Source organism: Mycetocola sp. Y719, from assembly GCF_056713205.1.
The window spans coordinates 627,024-645,680 of record NZ_JBWYGY010000002.1; the positions used below are offsets into that span (position 1 = coordinate 627,024).

Genomic DNA, 18,657 nt, shown 5'->3' on the forward strand with positions numbered 1-18,657 from the left:
CGGGACCGGCTCACGGTCCCGGCGCGTTCATCTGCGATCCGGCGTCCTCTTACGCCGGCTGAAGGCATCCGTCATGAAATACCTCGGGCTCACGCCCTTCGCTCTCTATGTGTTGCTGATGCTCGTCCTCCCGGTCGTCCTCGCCGTGGCCACGGGCTTCACCAACTCCGACGGCGAGTTCACCCTCGACAACCTGACCGCGCTCGCCGACCCGGTGATCCTCACCACGTTCGGCGCCTCGTTCGCGATCTCGGGAATCACGGCGCTGTCCGGCGCCGTCCTCGGAGCGCTGGTCTGTTACGCACTCAGCGGTCTTACGGCCGATGGTCGGATCCGGACAGCTGTCGACGCGATTTCCGGTGTGCTGGCCCAGTTCGGCGGAGTGATGCTCGCCTTCGCGTTCATCGCAACCATCGGCATCCAGGGTGTCGTCACCGTTCTTCTCCGCGACCGGTTCGGCATCGACATCTTCGCCGACGGTGTGTGGCTCTACCAGGTGCCCGGGCTCGTCCTCCCCTATCTTTACTTCCAGGTGCCGCTCATGGTGATCACCTTCCTGCCCGCGGTCGACGGTCTCAAAGCCCAGTGGGCCGAGGCCAACGCCACCCTCGGCGGCGGCACCATCACCTACTGGACGCGGATCGCCGGTCCGATCCTCGCCCCGTCGTTCTTCGGCGGACTCGTCCTCCTCTTCGCCAACGCGTTCTCCTCCTACGCCACTGCAGCCGCGCTGATCAGCCAGGGTGCGCAGATCGTGCCGCTGCAGATCCGCGGTGCCCTGATCAGCGAGACCGTGCTCGGCCGCGAGAACCTCGCCGGCTCCCTCGCGCTCGGAATGATCGTGGTCATGGCCGTGCTCATGGCCGTGTATTCGGCGCTCGCCCGCAAGACCGAGAGGTGGCAGCGATGAGCCGCGCAGGCACCCAGCGACTCGGCGACCGGCCCGGCCGCCTCGCCACCGTCGTGATCCTCGTCACGTTCGGGCTGGTCTTCGCGATCCCGCTCGTCTCGATGGTCGAATTCACGCTGCGCGGTGTCGCAGGCGGATACGGCTTCGAGCACTGGCTGGCGCTGGTCGACCCGGAGAACGAACGCAAATACCGGACGCTGTTCACCGGCATCCTGAATTCGCTCGTCCTTGCGGTTCTCACCGTGCTGGTGATGCTCGCCCTGCTCGTTCCGACGATGATCCTGGTGCAGTTGCAGTTCCCGAAACTGCGACGTGCGCTGGAACTGATCTGCCTGCTGCCGATCACCGTGCCCGCCATCGCCCTCGTCGTCGGTCTCGCGCCGGTGTACTCGGTGATCGCCGGCGTCTTCGGGAGCGGCGCCTGGACTCTCGCGTTCGCCTACGGGATCCTCGTGCTGCCCTTCGCCTACCGAGCGATCCAGTCCAACCTGCAGGCGATCGACCTCGCCACCCTGACGGAGGCCGCCCGCACGCTCGGCGCCCCGTGGGGAACGGTCATCGTCCGGGTGATCGTTCCCGGGCTCCGCCGTGGCCTCCTCGCCGCGTCGGTGATCAGCATCGCCGTCGTGCTCGGTGAGTACACGATCGCGTCTCTGCTGAACCGGCAGAACCTGCAGACCGCTCTCGTGCAGGCGTCGAAGAGCGACCCGTACACCGCGGTCATCCTCTCCCTTCTCTCCCTCATCTTCGCCTTCGTCCTCCTCGCCGTCATCGGCCGGGTCGGCGCCGGCCACCCGCAGAACAGGACAACATCGTGACGTCGACAGACGCAGCATCCGCACTGGCACGCCCCGGCACCGCAGTCGAGTTCCGATCCGTGGTGAAGCAGTACGGCGTCCACCGCGCGCTGGATGGGCTCGATCTGAGCATCGCACCCGGTGAATTCGTCGCCCTGCTCGGGCCGAGCGGCTGCGGCAAGACGACGGCCCTTCGTTCCCTCGCGGGGCTCGAGACCGTCTCGTCCGGAACGGTGACCGTCGACGGGACCGACATCTCACGAATGCCGGTGAACCGTCGCGACATGGGCATGGTGTTCCAGTCCTATTCGCTGTTCCCGCACATGACGGCGATCGAGAACGTGGAGTTCGGGTTGCGGATGCGACGTGTCCCGGTCGCCGAGCGACGTCGGCTCGCCGCCGAAACGCTCGACCTGGTCGGACTCGGGAGCCGCGGCGCCCGGTATGCCCACCAACTGTCCGGCGGGCAACAGCAGCGGGTGGCGCTGGCGCGGGCACTCGTGACCCGACCGCGGGTGCTGCTGCTCGATGAGCCGCTGTCGGCTCTCGACGCGAAGGTGCGGGTGCAGTTGCGAGACGAGATCCGCCGCATCCAGCAGGAGCTCGGCATCACCACACTCTTCGTCACGCATGACCAGGACGAAGCGCTCGCCGTCGCCGATCGTGTCGCGGTGATGCGGGAGGGGCGCATCGAGCAGATCGGAACGCCAGAGGAGCTCTACTCGCGCCCCGCCACGGCGTTCGTGGCGGACTTCGTCGGCCAGAGCAACCGGCTGGAGGGAACGGCATCCGGTGGGCGGATACAGATCTTCGGCCAGGATCTGCCATCGCGCACCCCTGGCCTGAACGGGAGCGTTCTCTGCTTCGTCCGCCCGGAGGACATCGGCATCAGGGCCATCCAGCGTGCCGGGCAGGGCAGCGGCACCGTCGTCGGCTCGAGTTTCCACGGGAGCTTCCGGCGCACGATCGTTCTCGTCGAAGCACAGCAGGTCGTGACCCAGCACGCCGCCTCGCAGTCCTTCGGTCTCGGCGACGAGGTGGAGTTGACGATCACCGCCGCCGACCTGACAGCAGTGCAGGCACCGCTGACCTGAACTCTCGGGGCGCGCGGGTTTCGGGAGGAAAAGCAGGGGGCCTGTCCACGTATGGACGATCGACCCCCGGATTTTCCTCCCGAAACCTAGGCCGCAGCCGCAGCCGGCTCCGCCCGCGCCGCATCGAGGCCCTCCCAGCGCTTGCCCCACAGCGGCAGCAGCGTCAGCACCGCATAGAGCACGGCGCAGGCCAGTACGGTCGGCCCGAACCCGATCCCTGCGATGGCCAGCCCGGCGACGAAACTCCCGAGCGGCATCGCCGCGGCCACCCCCGCTGTCGTCACGCCGAAGACCCGCGCGCGCATCCGCTCGGGCGTCAGCCCGTACATCGCGGTCGACAGCATCGGGTTGATCGCACCGGCCGCGAGTCCTGACAGCCCGAACACGAGGAGCAGCACCGGCACAGGGACATCGAGGAACATCGCGACGTACGGCGGCACCCCCGCGCAGAAGAACGAGAAGACGAACAGCCCCCGTCCGGCCAGACGGTGCCCCCAGACCGCGAACAGGGTCGAGCCGGCCAGGGCGCCACCGGCGAAGCATCCGACCATGAATCCGAGCAGCGCGCCCGATTCGGAGTTCGCTGTGGCATAGACCGGCTTGATCACCGTCAGGCCGGCGATGTCGATCGCGTTCGTCACCATGACGAGCAACACGACGCTGCGCAACAGCGGCTGCTTCGACAGGAACCGGAAGCCGTCCGAGAGCTCCTGCCAGTAGGTCCCGTCCGATTCCTCCCGCAGGGGCCTGGCCACCTTTCGTGGGATGCAGAGCGCGACAAGCAACGCGGAGACCGCGAAGGTCGCCGCGTTGACCAGCAGCGAGTTCGTCGCCCCTGCGAGCGCCACGAGGATGCCAGCGGTCGCGGCCCCGATCATCGACGCGCTCCTCTGCACGGCGGACTGCGCCCCGGCCGCCCGCGCCAGCGGCACACGGCCCCGCTCGGCGAGCCCGGGAAGCAGCACCGCCTTCGCCGTGTCGCCCGGGGTGTCGAGGAGGCCGCTGAGGAACACGAGCAGGAGGAGCAGCCAGAACGGCAGCCCGCTCGTCAGGGCGAAGACAGGGATGGCCAGCACGGTGAGCCCACTGGCGAGATCGGCGAGGATGCTCGCCGTCCGGTAGCCGAACCTGTCGATCACCGCACCGCCGAGGGCACCCCCGACGACGACCGGGACGGTGGCGAAGACCCCGGCCACGCCGGTCGCCACGGGCGAATCAGTCGTTCCGAGCACGTACAACGGGACGGCCACCATCGTGATCGCGTTGCCCGCCTTCGAGATGAGTTCGGCAGCGAGCAGCCCGACGAGCGGCGTGCGGTGGGTCGTTCCGACTGCGGTGGTCACGCGGGGTCCTGAGGTCGGTGCCCATCGGGGCGAGCGGATGCCGCGCCGGCTTCTGCGTGCCCGGTCGCGTCGCTGGAGGAGTCGGCGCTGGTCTGCGCGGGCCGCGGACGGACGAACGCGCTGTACATGAAGCGGGACGGGCGTGCTCCTGCGGCATCCGGGCGACTCCGTGCCTCCCAGCGGCGCGCGAGCGCTTCGAGCTCGTCGGCGAGTTCGCGTAGCTCGTCTGGCGTGAGGAAGCTCACCGTGTCACCGGTCGTCGCTGCTGCCACCCACTCCGGCTCGAGGGTCGGTTCCAGGTCGATGTACTCGGCGAGCTCGGCGGCCTGGGACTGCAGGAACGTGTGACGCATCGCCGCGCTCGCGACCCGGGTGTCCGGGTCGGCATTGAGCCGACTGGGTTCGTAGCGCGTGTGCGACTGGGCCGCCCGCCACCAGCGCTCGCGCGCATCCCGCGCATTCTCCGGGGCTTCGACGACGAAATCCGACCGGGCGAGAACCCCGATGTGGTAGCTGATCGACCCGGGTGCCTCGTCGAAGATGTCGGCGAGCATCCCGACCGACTGCGGCCCCGAGACGCGGAGTTCACCCAGCAGTCTCACACGTAACGGATGCGCCAGTGCGCGCATCGCCCGCGGATCGGTCAGCGCGCGGACGGGTGGAAGTGGGGTGGCCATGCCTTCACGATAGTTGCACAAGAAGTCTTGTGCAATGTTTCTTGTGGACTTTTCGCAAACAACATGCGCTCGTTACTACCGAACCGCCAGCCTCACCGTCACGGTGGTCCCCCGGCCTTCAGTGCTTTCGAACGACAGTGACCCGCGGTGCTCCTCGACGATCGCCTTCGTCACCGTGAGAGCGAGCCCGACTCCCGGAAAGTGTTCACCGATGGTGCCGGCGCGATAGAAGGGCGAGGTCATTGCCTCGAGTTCCTCGGACGGCACCCCGATGCCGTTGTCGGTCACGGTGATCGTGACGTTCTCTCCGTCGGACGTCACGGTCAGGCGGACCTGCCCTCCGAACGGACTGAACTTCATGGCGTTCGAGACGAGACTGTCGATGGCCTGACTGATCCGCTTCGGGTCGATCACCGCGATCACGGGTGCGGACGCATCGAGGGCGAACTGGACGCCCGCCTTCTCAGCGGCCGTCCGGCATCGCTCGAGCACAGCAGCGCACAGGGCGACGACATCCGTCGACTGCCGCTGCAGGCGAACGGCTTCGCGCTTCCGGCTGGCTGCCTCCAGAAGATCGAGGACGAGTCGCTGGAGCCGGTCGGCGTTCCTTTCGACCACGCCGAGGTGCTGGCGGACGTCGTCCGGCAGCCGTTCAGGCTCTTCGAGAACGAGTTCGAGGTAGCCGAGGATCGACGCAAGCGGGGTTCTGAACTCGTGCGACACGGATCCGACGAACTCGTCCTTCGCCGCGATCGTCTCGAGATACGCCGTGACGTCGTCGATGGCGATCACCGTTCCGGCGAAGCGGCCATCGGTATCGTGCAGCGGCCGCGCGGATGCCGCAACGGCGTGTTGCCGGGTACCGGGGGCGCTGATCCAGATGATCTGGTTGGAGTATTCATCGCCCCTGAGCGCCCGGGTGACGAACCCCTGCCCGTCAGGGAGCGACGTGACTCTGTCCTCCTGCAGCATGTATCCCTGCTGGTCGAGCTCGAGGGGGGTGAGTCCGGTGTTGACGATCACCGGATGGCTGAGGACCGAACGGTTCGCGAGGATCTGGTTGCCTTCGGCGTCATAGGCGAGGATTCCGATGTCGACGGCATCGAGCATGGCGTCGAGAAGTTCGGAGGTGCGTTTCTCCCGGGCGAGTGATGCGGCCGTCTCCCGTTCCTGCTCGATGAGCGAACGGATGCTCGCTGCGGCGCGACGCGACGCGACGAAAGTACTGGCTGCTGCGATGCTCACAACGGCCGGCGTGAGAAAGTTCCGCAGGGCGTGCTCGAGATCCATCGAATCCAGCTCGCCCACACCGGCCACCTCGACCAGCCCCAGGGAGAGCAGAACGGCCAGCCCGGCGAAGACCGGGCGGCCGGACAGACCCAGCCAGAGAGCGGGGAGGATCGCAAGAATGCTCAGCGCGTGGACATGGTGCTCGGGAACCTGCTGCATCACGATGAGCGCGATCATGTCGAGAACGGGGACCGCCAGGAGCCAGTCAGAGTCGGTTCGGCCGAGGATGGCGGCCAGTACCGTCGCCACGATCATCAGGCTGCTCGCTATGGCGAATGCGACGGTCCGCAAGGGTGCCGTATCCACGACGAGCGCGATGGCGATGGAGACGACCACGATCACGACGGCGGCGAGCTGGGTCGCGACTTCGGCCCGGTAGCCGAACCATCGCGTTCCCAGCACGGCGGCCGTTGACCTTCTCATAAGACGGACATCGTCTGCCGGGCGATCTCGAGTTCTTCGTTGGTGGGGATGACGAGCACGGTGACGGCGGAGTCGTCGGTGGAGATCCGGCGGGCATCCCGCGATTTCTCCTCGTTGCGTTCGTCGGAGAGACGGATGCCGAAGGCGTCGAGCCCCGACAGGGCGGCCTTGCGCACGGCGGCGGCGTTCTCCCCCACCCCTGCAGTGAAGGTGATGACGTCGATCCGGCCGAGCTGCGCGATGTAGTTGCCGACGTAGCCCTTGAGCCGATGCACGTAGACGTCGAAGGCGACCTGGGCGTTTTCGTCGCCCGCTGCGGCACGGCTGAGGACGTCGCGCATGTCGTTGGCGCCGCTCATCCCGAGCAGGCCGCTCTTGCGGTTGAGCAGGGTGTCGATCTCATCGAACGTCATTCCGGTTCGACGGTGCAGGTGGATGAGCACCGCGGGGTCGATGTCACCAGACCTGGTGCCCATGACGAGTCCCTCCAGCGGCGTCAGCCCCATGGAGGTCTCGACCGAGCGGCCGCCGGCGATGGCCGATGCCGACGCCCCGTTGCCGAGGTGGAGGACGATCTGGTTCAGCTCGGCGAGCGGTCGCCCGACGAAGGCTGCTGCCTCCTCGGAGACGAACTTGTGCGATGTGCCGTGGAAACCGTACTTGCGCAGCCGGTGCTTCTTGGCGAGAGCCGCGTCGATCGCATAGCTGTATGCCGCGGGCGACAGGGTCTGGTGGAACGCGGTGTCGAAGACGGCGACGTGCGGAACGTCGGGGAACGCCTTCTGCGCGGCCTCGATCCCCTGGAGGTTCGCCGGGTTGTGCAGTGGTGCGAGTTCCGCGAGCTCCTCGATGTTGATCCTCACGAGGTCGGTGATCGGGGTGGGCTCGAAGAAGCGCTTTCCGCCGTGGACGACCCGGTGCCCGACGGCGATCAGCGGATGCCGGTCAAGCGACGGACCGTCGGCGGCGAACGCGTCGAGCATCACTCTGAACCCGGCCGTGTGATCCGGGATCGGGAGGTCCCGCTCGGTGGTCTGGGGAGCATCGGACCTGTCGACGGACGGCACGTCGTCCCACGGGATGGTGTGCACGGCGTGGCCGGAGTCCTCGCCGATCCGCTCGACCAGGCCGGTCGCGAGCATCTGCTCCGTGTCCATGTCGATCAACTGGTACTTGAACGACGAGGAACCCGAGTTGACGACGAGGACGGCGCTCATGCGGGCGTCTCGCCTTGCGCCTGGATCGCCGTGATCGCGACGGTGTTGACGATGTCCTGCACCAGAGCTCCTCGCGACAGGTCGTTGATCGGTTTGTTGAGGCCCTGCAGGACCGGACCGATGGCGACGGCGCCTGCCGAACGCTGAACCGCCTTGTAGGTGTTGTTCCCGGTGTTCAGGTCGGGGAAGATGAAGACCGTCGCGCGGCCGGCCACTTCTGAACCGGGCATCTTCGACGCGCCGACCGCGGCATCCGCAGCGGCGTCGTACTGGATCGGACCCTCCACGAGCAGGTCGGGGCGACGGGACCTCACGAGCGCCGTTGCGTCTCGCACCTTCTCGACGTCGACGCCCGAACCGGACTCCCCCGTCGAGTAGGAGAGCATGGCGACCCGCGGGTCGATGCCGAACTGCACGGCGGTCTCAGTGGACGAGATGGCGATGTCGGCGAGCTGGGAGGCATCCGGATCGGGGATGACGGCGCAGTCGCCGTAGACGAGGACGCGGTCCTGCAACGCCATGAGGAACACGGAAGAGACGACGTTGACGCCCGGCTTCGTGCGGATGATCTCGAACCCCGGTCGGATGGTGTGCGCCGTCGTGTGCGCAGCACCGGAGACCATGCCGTCTGCCAGCCCGAGGTGCACCATCATCGTGCCGAAGTACGAGACGTCGGAGACCTGGTCACGGGCCTGGTCGACTGTGACGCCCTTGTGCGCGCGGATCCGAGCGTACTCCTCGGCGAACTTCAGCCCGAGGACGGGATCGTGGGAGGAGAGCACCTCGGCTCCGGAGATGTCCAGGCCGAGCTCGATGGCGCGGGACCGGACCTCGAACGGTTCACCGAGGATCGTCAGGTCGGCGACGCCACGGGCGAGAAGGGTGTGCGCTGCGCGGAGGATGCGATCGTCGTCGCCCTCGGGCAGGACGATGTGCTTGCGGTTCGCGCGGGCGCGTTCGAGGAGCCCGTACTCGAACATCAACGGCGTGACGACGGCAGTGCGGCTCACCTCGAGGCGGTTGAGGAGAGCGGTCGCATCGACGTGCTGTTCGTAGAGCGCCAGTGCCGCGTCGTACTTGCGCTGCGAATCGGCGGCCAGGCGCCCGCGGGTCCTGGTGATGGCGACGATGGTGTCGTAGGTGCCGAGGCCGGTCTTGATGATCGGCAGGGTCTGGGGAAGGCCGTCGAGCAGCTGCTCGACGGGTTCGGGCAGGTCGAACCCGCCGTTGAGCACGATCCCGGCGATCGACGGGAAGGTGCCTGAGCTCTGGGCCATCATGGCGGCGAGCAGCACTTCGGTGCGGTCGCCTGCGACGACGAGCACCGCTCCCTCGATCAGCCGCGGCAGCACATTGACCATGCCCATTCCCGCGACCACGACGCCGAGCGCTTCGCGGGAGAGCAGGGCGGGATCACCCTTGAGCAGCACGCCGTCTGTCGCCGTCATGATCGATTCCATGCTCGGGGCGATGAGGTACGGGTCCTCTGGGATCGCCCACACCGGCACACCGGGCTCGGCCTTCTCGATCGCCGCTGTGACGTCGGCGAGTCGGGCAGGATCGACCCTGTTGGCGATGATGGCGAGGAGGGTGGCATGCGCGTTGCGGAGTTCGAGAAGAGCGAGTTCGGCGATGTCGCCCATGTGCTCAGGGCTACGCGGGTCGGCCTGGCCGAGGCGTTCGCCCGAACCCTGGTTGGAGCGGCCACCGAGCACAAGAAGCACGGGGGCACCGAGGTTGGTGGCGATGCGAGCGTTGTAGCCGAGCTCGGTCGGGCTTCCGACGTCGGTGTAGTCGGAGCCGAGGATGACGACGGCGTCACACTTCGCTTCGACCGCCTTGTAACGCTCGACGATGTTCGACAGGGCGGCGTCCGCGTCGACGTGCACCGCGTCGTAGGTCACACCGATGCACTCGTCGTAGTCGAGATCCACGCTGTCGTGGCTGAGCAGGAGGTCGACGACGTAGTCGCGCTCAGAGGTCGACCGGGCGATCGGACGGAACACACCCACCCGCTGCACCTGGTGGGAGAGGGTGTCGAGGGTGCCGAGCGCGATCGTCGACTTACCGGTGTGCCCTTCGGCGGACGTGATGTAAATGCTTTTCGCCACGGGTCCACCATACGTTGCCCGCCCGGGCGACGACCCTCACCGCGACAGTCGTCATCTGTGGGGCGCCGGTCTCAGGCGTTGTCCGAGCCGGTATCGTCCACCCGTTCCTGCGCGTCCTCCTGCGAAACCCCTGCTCCGGTACCTGCCCACTGCCAGTTCGCGACCTCGGGAATGTCTTCGCCGTGGTCGCGCGTGTACTGGCGGGCGGCGAGCCGGGCATCCTGCATCTCCTGGCGGAGCCCCGCACACGTCGACGCGAGTTGCGGCACCCGGTCGATGACGTCGATGACGAGCCGGTACCGGTCGAGGTCGTTGAGCATGACCATGTCGAACGGCGTCGTGGTCGTGCCCTCCTCCTTGTAGCCGCGGACGTGCATGTTCTCATGCCCGGTGCGGCGGTAGGCCAGCCGGTGGATGAGCCACGGGTAGCCGTGGTACGCGAATATCACGGGTTTGTCGGTCGTGAAGACGGTGTCGTACTCGGTGTCCGAGAGTCCGTGCGGGTGCTCGTGCTCGTCCTGCAGCCGCATCAGGTCGACCACGTTGACGACGCGCACAGACAGCTCTGGCAGCCGTTCACGCAGGATGGATGCCGCTGCGAGCGTCTCCAGGGTCGGCACGTCTCCGGCGCAGGCGAGAACGACATCCGGATCGGTGCCTTCGGTCTCGGTGCCCGCCCAGTCCCAGATGCCGAGCCCTCGACTGCAGTGCGCGACGGCCTCGTCCATGGTCAGCCAGTTGGCCTGCGGCTGCTTGCCTGCTACGACGACGTTGACGTAGTTCACGGATCGCAGGCAGTGGTCGTAGGTGGAGAGCAGCGTGTTGGCGTCCGGCGGCAGATACACCCGCACGACGTCTGCCTTCTTGTTGACGACGTGGTCGATGAATCCGGGGTCCTGGTGACTGAAGCCGTTGTGGTCCTGCCGCCAGACGTGGCTGGAGAGCAGGTAGTTCAGGCTCGACACCGGGCGGCGCCACGGGATCTCACGCGTGGTCTTCAGCCATTTGGCGTGCTGGTTGAACATCGAGTCGATGATGTGGATGAACGCCTCGTAGCAGTTGAACAGGCCGTGTCTGCCGGTCAGCAGGTAGCCCTCGAGCCAGCCCTGGCACTGGTGTTCGCTCAGCACCTCCATCACGCGGCCGGCGCGGGCCAGGTTCGTGTCGACGGGGAGGATCTCGGCGTTCCACTGTTTGCCTGTGTGTTCGTAGACAGAAGGAGCCAGCCGGTTGGAAGCCGTCTCATCCGGTCCGAAGATGCGGAAGTTGACCGGGTTCTCGGCGATGACGTCCGCGAGCCAGATGCCGAGCACCTTCGTCGCCTCAGCGGTCGTCGCGCCTGGCGCAGGCACGTCGACGGCGTAGTCGCGGAAGTCGGGGAGGTCGAGGTCGCGCCTCAGCACCCCGCCGTTGGCGTGCGGGGTGGCGCTCATCCGGAGGTCGCCTGCCGGGGCGAGGGCGGCGATGTCCTCGTGCAGCCGACCGTCATCGCCGAAGAGTTCCTCAGGCCGATAGCTCTTCAGCCAGTCCTCGAGGATGCGGGTGTGTGCCTCGGTGTCGCGCGCGTTGGCGAGCGGAACCTGGTGCGCCCGCCAGGTGTTCTCCACCGGCTGTCCGTCGATCTCGGCCGGGCAGGTCCAGCCTTTCGGAGTGCGCAGGATGATCATCGGCCAGCGGGGGCGGGTGACATCCTCACCCGCCGCTTGCTGCTCGGCCGCTGTGCGCTTGATCGCGGCGATCTCGTCCATGACGGTGTCGAGGGTCGCGGCCATGCGCGCGTGCACGAGGATCGGGTCCTCACCGTCGAAGCCGCCGGAGACGATGTGCGGCTTGTGACCGTGCCCGCGCATGAGGTCGAGAAGTTCCTCTTCGGGGATGCGGGCGAGGATGGTCGGGTTGGCGATCTTGTAGCCGTTGAGGTGCAGGATCGGCAGCACGACGCCGTCCTGCAACGGGTCGACGAACTTGTTCGAGTGCCAGCTCGTGGCGAGCGGGCCGGTCTCGGCTTCTCCGTCGCCGACGACAGCCGCTACGATCAGGTCGGGGTTGTCGAACGCGGCACCGTAGGCGTGGCTCAGCGCGTAGCCGAGCTCGCCGCCCTCGTGGATCGACCCGGGTGTCTCGGGCGCGACGTGACTCGGGATGCCGCCGGGGAACGAGAACTGGCGGAACAACCGCTGCAAGCCATCCTCGTCCTGGCTGATCCGGGCGTAGACCTCGGAGTATGTGCCCTCGAGGTAGGCGTTCGCGACCATGCCAGGTCCACCGTGGCCAGGACCGGCGACGTAGAGCATCGACTGTTCACGCTCACGGATGATGCGGTTGAGGTGCGCATAGACGAAGTTGAGGCCGGGAGTGGTGCCCCAGTGGCCGAGCAGGCGCGGCTTGATGTGCTCGACCGCGAGCGGCTGGCGCAGCAGCGGGTTGTCGAGCAGGTAGATCTGGCCGATCGACAGGTAGTTCGCTGCCCTCCACCAGGCATCGATGCCCGCCAGGTCGTCATCCGTGGTCATGGTCGGTGTCGGGTCGTCCGTCTGGGCTGCCATGGCCTCATCCTAGGGACGCGAGTCGTGCGGCCGATAGGGCCGAACGGCCCGGCGTGGAGGGTGATAATGCGACGAGGGCATCCGCCCAGGTCGAGGGCATCCGGTACACCGGGAACCTTCGACCGAAACGGATGCCCTCGAGGGAGCAGCGGCGGTTACGCGACCTGTGCTGCTCGGCGAGCGCGAACCAGGACGCCACCGGCGAGCATCAGCACGATCCCGAGCCACAGCCAGCCGGCCAGGTCGGATCCTGTGCTCGCGAGGTCATCGTCTCCGGCCGGGTCGGCACCGGGTCCCGCTGCGACGGTCACCGTGATGGATGCCGCAGCGAGCGTGGCCCCGTCCCGGAGCGCGGCGATCTCGTACGCCCCTGCCGCGGTGTCGGCCGGAATGGTGAGCCGCACCGATGCGTTGCCGTCGGCATCCGTCGTCACTGTCTCGAGCACCGCCGGCAGGGCGAGCGCGAACAGTGCGAATTCCGCTGTGGGCTCTCGCAAGGCCAGTTCGATCTCGGTGTCAGCGTCGAAGCCGCTGAGTTCGACGTCGACCGTTCCGCCGGCGACAACGCTGCCTGGCGTCACCGTGATCAGCGGTTCGGATGCCTGGACGGCAGAGACCAGCTGGGCGACACCCCACCGGGCGGTCGACTGGTAGCCGGCTCCGGACGGGTCGGCCCAGTTTCGGATGCCCGTTCGAGCGCCGTTCGATGCGTCGTTGACCTGCAGGTCGAGACCCTGGAACGAGCCGACGCCACCGGATTCGAGGAGGCTGACGGCGACCTCGACGCGGTAGCCGGCATCCGTTCGCGTCGTCGCCGACTCGACCCTGGCACGCTGGAACGCTTCGTCACCGGTTCCGAACGACACGACGTTGTCCGCACTGATGCGGATCTGCGTGTCGTCGTAACGGTACGAGCCGTTCTTGTAGTTGCCTGCGTCGACGTAGATCTCGACCGAGTCCTGGATCCACGGGTCTGAGCCAGACACGTCGACGGTCGGATCGGTGACCTCGGCGAGCAGGTAGAGCATGTTGTCGCGCCACAGCGTGCTGAAGACCGCGGATGCTCCTGCCGTTCCCTCGACCTGCTTGGTCGTCTCGACCGTGCCTGCGCTTGCCCACAACTCGTCGAGGTCTCCGTCGATCGCGGGTGCCGTGGCCGTCTCAGCGACTTCCTGGTATGAGAGGGGCTCGAGCAGGGTCAGGGTGCCGATGGCACCCTCGGTGTTCCAGCCCGCCGTTGCGCCGTCGTTCTGTACCCGCACGTCGAAGTCCACCGTGTCGCCCTCGGCTGCTCCGTCGAGGGGCAGGTGTGCGACGATGCGGTAGCCGTCATCCGTTTCGGTGATGACACCATCGACGTCGCCGCTGCCGTCACGGCCGACGCTCGCCGTCTCGTCGCCCCAGGCGAACTCGACGCCGTCGGAGACATCCGTCGTCGGGTCGTTCACCTCGACGTACACGGTCAGGTGATCCGGCTGCCAGCGCAGCTGGAACGCGGCGTCCTGCTCGATGGCCTGCAGAGGCAGCTGACGCCACGCGATGGCATCCGTTGCGTCGCCGTCGAGCGGAACGTCGCCCTGGAAGACGTTGGCGGTGCGCAGTCGTGCGGGCAGTTCCGTGTCGACGATGCCGTAGTACGCGGGCTTCGCGACGAGCGAGTCGGTGAACACGAGTGGCGCCCCTGAGCTGTTGCGCCAGCTGCGTCCGTCGGTGAGGCCCCAGACCGTGACCGAGAACAACTCGTCGGAGTAGTCGCGGAAGATCCGGTAGGCGTCGCGGTAGAAGTACCCCTGTTCGACGAGTTTCGCCTGGGTCACCGGCGTACCTGTGGTGACGTCGAGTTCGGTCACAGCCTGCGTGAGGCCGAGTCCGGTGAACGCGTCGAGCGCAGTCTCGAGCGCGGCGACCGGAGTCGACAGGCTCACGTGGAACTGGTGTCCCACACCGTCGACCGGCGTTCCGCGCTCCAGCATCCTCTCGACGAGGGCGAGCAGGCGGGCCTGCTTGCCGCTCTGCTCGGTGTTGTAGTCGTTGATGAACAGCGTCACCGGGCGGTCAGCGCCTGCGGCAGCGAACTCGCCGTTGAACGCCTCATCGGCGTACTCGAACGCGAGGTCGATGAACTCCTCGCCGAGGATACGGAACCACTCGCTGCGACGCAGGCCATCTGCGTTCTCGTTGCCGTCTGAGACCACTTCGTTGACGACGTCGAATGCGTACAGCGGGTTGGTGTCGCTCCCGAATTCGCCGTAGGTGTCGCTGAGGTGCTCGGCGACCGCGAAGATGTGCGCGCGCATGCGATCCCGAAGGATCTGCTGGTCCGCATCGCTGTCAGTGAGGGCGGCTCCTGCGTCGTCCTGGAAGAACCAGGCAGGGGTCTGGGAGTGCCAGACGAGCGTGTGCCCGTAGACACTGAGGTCGTTGTCCTGTGCGAACTGCATCAGGGTGTCGGCCTCAGCGTGCGGGGTGAAGACGCCGTCGGCGTCATACCAGGCCTCCGGCTTCATGTAGTTCTCGGAGGTGACCTGGTTGAAGTGCTTGTTGAGCAGCTCGGCGGCCGTCCCTGTGGTTTCACGGCTGTCGATCGCGACGCCGCTCGCGAAGTCCACGGTGTCCTTGATCGGGGTGAGGTCCTCGACCTCACCGGCGGCAGGCACGGTGACGGTGATGTCATCGACCAGGAACGCCGACGTGTTTCCGCCGTTGTAGGCGGTCTCGAAGTAGAGCAATGCTTCGTCTGCTGCGCCCATCTGGAACGTCTGCGTGACCTGTACCCAGGAGCTGTTCGACATGCCGGTGAACTGGCCGAGCGTTCCGTACGAGGTCGAGCCTCCCGTCGTGCGTGCGAGGCTCAGCCAGACGTCGCCGGGAGTCTCGCCTGCGGCGAACTTCACCCACGCGGATACCTCGTAGGTCTGCCCGGGGAGCAGGATGCCGGTCACGTCGTGCCCGATTCCCTGGCCCTCGGAGACACGCTCCGAGATCAGCGCGGACTGCGAGCCGCTGTGTGCCTCGTCGGTGGACACGATGACGGAGGCCGCACCGCTCGCGTCCTCGCGCGGAACCCAGGTACCGAGTCCGTCTTCGAACCCGGTGTTGAGCGAGGAGAGGTCCGAGTCGCCGGGGTCCGTCGGATCTGTCGGATCTTCCGCCCGGAGTACGGAGATCGAGAGATCGTCGAGCAGGTAGCTGTAGCTCGTGCCGCCGGGCAGGTCGGCCGTGCCGATGTAGGTCTGCAGCGCCGCAGCATCCGTTCCCTCCGCGATGTCGAGGGTTCCGGTGACCGTCGTCCAGGCGTCGGCTGTCATCGTGGTGTTGCCGATCCACGTGTATGCGGGCTTCATCACGAAGCGCACGCCCACAGGGGACGCTGCGGCATCCGCAAGCCGTGCCTTCATGGTGAAGGTGAGCGTGTCGCCCGGCTCGAGGTCGCTGAAGAACCCGGTCGGGGTCTGGATGCCGCTGTAGTCGTTCGCGCGATCGCCGACACGCAGCGCGGTGCCGCCCTCGCCGTCATCGACGTAGGTGAGTGCAGGCCCGCCGCTCGACTCCCAGCCTCCGAGCGTGCTGTCCTCGAAGTCGCTGGACGCGAGAACTTCGGGTTCTGCCGCCGCGGCCGGCGATGTCAGAACCGGTACGAGAAGCGCGGCCGCCAACGTTCCTATGACGAGAGTGCGGGACATGGATCTGACGCTCATAACGCTCCTTTGCGTGGGAAAAGCGAGACTGCATGGTGACGTGACCGCCGACTGCAGGGTGATGCCGAAGAAGCTCGAAAGTTTCGACACCTGCGTCGAAACCACTCGAATGGTTCGAATCCTAGGGGGGTGCGACTTTTGTTGTCAAGATCGACAAATACCCTTGACGGGCGGCGGTTCGTGTGACGAGAGGCCTCGCGTCCGACGGGAGAGGCGGCGCGGAGCACTGAGGCTCTCGGGATCCCCGGCTCCGTGCGAGCCCTGGGCTCCGTTAACGAGAAAAGACTCCTCGCGCACCCGCCAGAGCCCGGTTACCCTTGCTACGTTTCCGTCCTGGGGGAGTTGGCCTGGATGGCGCCACGCGAGGAGCCAGCATCCATTCTACAGACTCCTGAAGCCTTCGCGACCGCGGGCAAACCGACGCGTTCGGATGTCCGCGCGAAGCACGGTAGGATAGCTGAGGCTGAAATCGCGAGAGCGATTCGGCTGGTCCGGAGGATTCGCCTAGTGGCCTATGGCGCACGCTTGGAAAGCGTGTTGGGTTAACGCCCTCGGGGGTTCGAATCCCCCATTCTCCGCCAACACCAGAAACGCCCATCGGTTCCGGCCGGTGGGCGTTTTCTGCACCCCGGGCCGCGCAACTACCTGAACGGGCGGAAGAAGTCCCTGAGCTCCTGCGCGTACAGTTCGGGTTCCTCGAACGGCGCGAAGTGGCCCCCTCGGTCGGGCTCGGTGAGACGCACGACGTTGGCCATCCGCTCGACCCACTCGCGCGGCGGCCGGACGATGTCCCCGGCGAACAGGGAGAAACCAGACGGCACCTCGACCCGTCGTTCGAGTTGCCCGACCGGGATGCCGGCGTTGGCGTTGTACATCCGCATCGACGAACCGATGGTCCCGGTGAGCCAGTAGATCATGACGTTCGTCAGGATCTCGTCCTTCGAGAACCGGTCCTCGCCGTCACTCCACGCGCGAAGCTTCTCGACGATCCAGGCGGCCAGCCCGACGGGTGAGTCGGTGAGGCCGAACGCGAGCGTCTGCGGTTTCGTCCGGTGCATCGCCGCGTAAGCGCCCTCGCTCGCGCCCCATGACGAGACTTCGGCGAACCAGTTCCGCTCCGCCGACGACAGTCCGGCGGGGTCTCCGCTGAACACGGGCAGCCCGGCATCCATGCGGTGCACAGCGACAACACGTTCCGAGTGATCGAGCGCGAGGTATCGGCTCACATGGCTGCCGATGTCGCCGCCGGCGGCACCGAAACGCTCATAACCGAGCACGGTCATCAGTTCTGACCACAACCCGGCCACCGCGGGCGAAGCCAGTGGAGCACCCGTGGGGCGGTCGGAATACCCGAACCCGGGCATGTCAGGAACGATCACGTCGAATGCGTCGGCCGGGTCGGCACCGTGGGCTCCGGGATCCACGAGAAGAGGAACAACCTTCGAATACCGCCAGAACGAGTCGGGCCACCCGTGATTGAGCAGGAGAGGCAGAGCCGGGCGCGCTGACTCGGATGCCCGTGCGTGCACGAAGTGGATACCCAGCCCGCCGATCGTGGCCCGGTATCGCGGCAGCCGCGCGAGCTGCGCCTCGTGCATCGACCAGTCGAACCCGTCCAGCCAGTAGGCCACCAGATCGCGGAGGGAGGTCACATCCGTTCCCAGCGTCCACCCGGCATCCTCCGGCGCGTCTGGCCACCGGGTCGCCCGCAGTCGCGCGCGGAGATCCTCGAGCGCCGCAGGGGATGTCGTGGCGACGAACGATTCCGGGCGAGAGGACGAGCTCAGCATGGGACTCATGCTATCGATCGGCCAGTCGGCCCTACGAGGGCTCCTCGGGAGCCGCCTTCGGATTCGGCGCCTTCGACTGCCTGCTGCGGTTGACGGCGCCGAAGATGACCCGGATACCACCGCCGAGGACGAGCAGGTTGAGGATCATCTGAACCGTCACGATGACTCGCGCCGACTGACTGGTGGGCGTGATGTCACCGAAGCCGACGGTCGCGAACGTCGTGACCGTCATGTACAGCGAGTCGATGCGCGTCATCCCGTCGGGGCTGAAGCTCGCCGGATCGCTGCTCTCCATGAGGAAATAGGTGGCTGCGAAAACGAGTATGAAAAGCGGGGCAGTGATGGCCAGCGCTTCGACGGCCCTGAGCGCAGGATGATCCGCCCGCATGATCGCGCGGATCTGAAAGACGAACACTGTCACGATCAGCACCAGCGCGATGACGAGGGATACGGCGAGAGACACACGGCTGAAGTCATCGAGCGGCAACAGGAAATACAGGGCGACCAGAACCGAAGCCGAGATCAGGGCGCGGAGCAGGCCGAGCAGGAGAAACCGACGACGCTGCGCCGGCGACAGCGCCTGGGCTGGTGTGTCGGTCATCGCGTTCCTCCCTCCTGCCTGATGGTCACCGGCTGCGACGGCGGTGGTAGCTCCTCAGGGTAGGACTGCGGGGTTCAGCGGGGCAAGACTCGGACGGCAGGCGAAGAGGCGACTCCTCATTCCGTGAGCCCTCCCGGGTGTGGGAGCGCATGCTGATTCG

Annotated in this window: 12 protein-coding genes, 1 tRNA gene and 1 other RNA gene; 4 read left to right on the forward strand and 10 right to left on the reverse strand. The window is 66.9% G+C overall.

Going from position 1 to position 18,657, the window contains the following annotated elements; all coding sequences use genetic code 11:
• The first annotated feature begins 73 nt into the window (after positions 1-73).
• From AC1M0F_RS09295 to AC1M0F_RS09305, 3 genes are read left to right on the forward strand one after another with little or no spacing between them, the layout of a single operon-like run.
• Positions 74-910, forward strand: a complete 837-nt coding sequence (locus AC1M0F_RS09295) for an ABC transporter permease (protein ID WP_480237946.1) — start codon at positions 74-76, stop codon at positions 908-910.
• On the forward strand, positions 907-1,728 hold the full coding sequence (locus AC1M0F_RS09300; protein ID WP_480237947.1) for an ABC transporter permease: 822 nt from the start codon (positions 907-909) through the stop codon (positions 1,726-1,728). The genes AC1M0F_RS09295 and AC1M0F_RS09300 overlap by 4 nt, the downstream gene beginning before the upstream one ends.
• Positions 1,725-2,801: an ABC transporter ATP-binding protein gene (locus AC1M0F_RS09305; RefSeq protein ID WP_480237948.1), complete on the forward strand. Its 1,077-nt coding sequence runs from the start codon at positions 1,725-1,727 to the stop codon at positions 2,799-2,801. Before AC1M0F_RS09300 ends, AC1M0F_RS09305 begins: the two co-directional genes overlap by 4 nt.
• Positions 2,802-2,887: 86 nt before the next feature.
• Here the strand turns inward: AC1M0F_RS09305 and AC1M0F_RS09310 are convergent, their stop codons facing one another.
• From AC1M0F_RS09310 to ffs, 8 genes are all read right to left on the reverse strand, one after another.
• Positions 2,888-4,144, reverse strand: coding sequence for an MFS transporter (locus AC1M0F_RS09310; protein WP_480237949.1), 1,257 nt, complete (start codon positions 4,142-4,144; stop codon positions 2,888-2,890).
• The gene (locus AC1M0F_RS09315) at positions 4,141-4,821 is read right to left on the reverse strand and encodes an ArsR/SmtB family transcription factor (protein WP_480237950.1); all 681 of its coding nucleotides are present in this window, start codon (positions 4,819-4,821) and stop codon (positions 4,141-4,143) included. Before AC1M0F_RS09315 ends, AC1M0F_RS09310 begins: the two co-directional genes overlap by 4 nt.
• Before the next feature lie 75 nt (positions 4,822-4,896).
• Positions 4,897-6,534 carry a sensor histidine kinase gene (locus AC1M0F_RS09320; protein ID WP_480237951.1) on the reverse strand — a complete coding sequence of 546 codons (1,638 nt, stop codon included), beginning with the start codon at positions 6,532-6,534 and terminating at the stop codon, positions 4,897-4,899.
• Positions 6,531-7,751: an acetate/propionate family kinase gene (locus tag AC1M0F_RS09325; protein WP_480237952.1), complete on the reverse strand. Its 1,221-nt coding sequence runs from the start codon at positions 7,749-7,751 to the stop codon at positions 6,531-6,533. Before AC1M0F_RS09325 ends, AC1M0F_RS09320 begins: the two co-directional genes overlap by 4 nt.
• A complete protein-coding gene (pta, locus tag AC1M0F_RS09330) occupies positions 7,748-9,862 on the reverse strand; it encodes a phosphate acetyltransferase (protein ID WP_480237953.1) in 2,115 nt (704 codons plus the stop codon). Before pta ends, AC1M0F_RS09325 begins: the two co-directional genes overlap by 4 nt.
• A 71-nt stretch (positions 9,863-9,933) precedes the next feature.
• Complete coding sequence (locus AC1M0F_RS09335; protein WP_480237954.1) at positions 9,934-12,408, reverse strand: phosphoketolase family protein; 2,475 nt, start codon at positions 12,406-12,408, stop codon at positions 9,934-9,936.
• 155 nt (positions 12,409-12,563) lie between these two features.
• Positions 12,564-16,106 (reverse strand): endo-1,4-beta-xylanase, encoded by a 3,543-nt coding sequence (locus AC1M0F_RS09340; RefSeq protein ID WP_480237955.1) that lies wholly within the window; start codon positions 16,104-16,106, stop codon positions 12,564-12,566.
• 277 nt (positions 16,107-16,383) lie between these two features.
• Positions 16,384-16,480, reverse strand: an RNA gene (gene ffs, locus AC1M0F_RS09345) — signal recognition particle sRNA small type.
• 119 nt (positions 16,481-16,599) lie between these two features.
• On the opposite strand from ffs, the gene AC1M0F_RS09350 reads away from it, so the two are divergent.
• Positions 16,600-16,687, forward strand: a tRNA-Ser gene (locus AC1M0F_RS09350).
• A 60-nt stretch (positions 16,688-16,747) separates the two neighbouring features.
• On the opposite strand, the gene AC1M0F_RS09355 is transcribed toward AC1M0F_RS09350, so the two are convergent.
• Together AC1M0F_RS09355 and AC1M0F_RS09360 are read right to left on the reverse strand one after the other, a co-directional pair.
• Positions 16,748-17,896 carry an epoxide hydrolase family protein gene (locus AC1M0F_RS09355; RefSeq protein ID WP_480237956.1) on the reverse strand — a complete coding sequence of 383 codons (1,149 nt, stop codon included), beginning with the start codon at positions 17,894-17,896 and terminating at the stop codon, positions 16,748-16,750.
• Positions 17,897-17,927: 31 nt separating this feature from the next.
• Positions 17,928-18,497: a potassium channel family protein gene (locus tag AC1M0F_RS09360; RefSeq protein WP_480237957.1), complete on the reverse strand. Its 570-nt coding sequence runs from the start codon at positions 18,495-18,497 to the stop codon at positions 17,928-17,930.
• Between the last annotated feature and the right edge of the window lie 160 nt (positions 18,498-18,657).

Excerpts from the sequence above, each read along its gene's own strand:
- AC1M0F_RS09340 (WP_480237955.1), bottom strand. The coding sequence starts at position 16,106 with ATGAGCGTCAGATCCATGTCCCGCACTCTCGTCATAGGAACGTTGGCG.
- AC1M0F_RS09335 (WP_480237954.1), bottom strand. The coding sequence starts at position 12,408 with ATGGCAGCCCAGACGGACGACCCGACACCGACCATGACCACGGATGAC.
- AC1M0F_RS09315 (WP_480237950.1), bottom strand. The coding sequence starts at position 4,821 with ATGGCCACCCCACTTCCACCCGTCCGCGCGCTGACCGATCCGCGGGCG.
- AC1M0F_RS09325 (WP_480237952.1), bottom strand. The coding sequence starts at position 7,751 with ATGAGCGCCGTCCTCGTCGTCAACTCGGGTTCCTCGTCGTTCAAGTAC.
- AC1M0F_RS09295 (WP_480237946.1), top strand. The coding sequence starts at position 74 with ATGAAATACCTCGGGCTCACGCCCTTCGCTCTCTATGTGTTGCTGATG.
- AC1M0F_RS09355 (WP_480237956.1), bottom strand. The coding sequence starts at position 17,896 with ATGCTGAGCTCGTCCTCTCGCCCGGAATCGTTCGTCGCCACGACATCC.
- AC1M0F_RS09320 (WP_480237951.1), bottom strand. The coding sequence starts at position 6,534 with ATGAGAAGGTCAACGGCCGCCGTGCTGGGAACGCGATGGTTCGGCTAC.
- AC1M0F_RS09300 (WP_480237947.1), top strand. The coding sequence starts at position 907 with ATGAGCCGCGCAGGCACCCAGCGACTCGGCGACCGGCCCGGCCGCCTC.
- AC1M0F_RS09360 (WP_480237957.1), bottom strand. The coding sequence starts at position 18,497 with ATGACCGACACACCAGCCCAGGCGCTGTCGCCGGCGCAGCGTCGTCGG.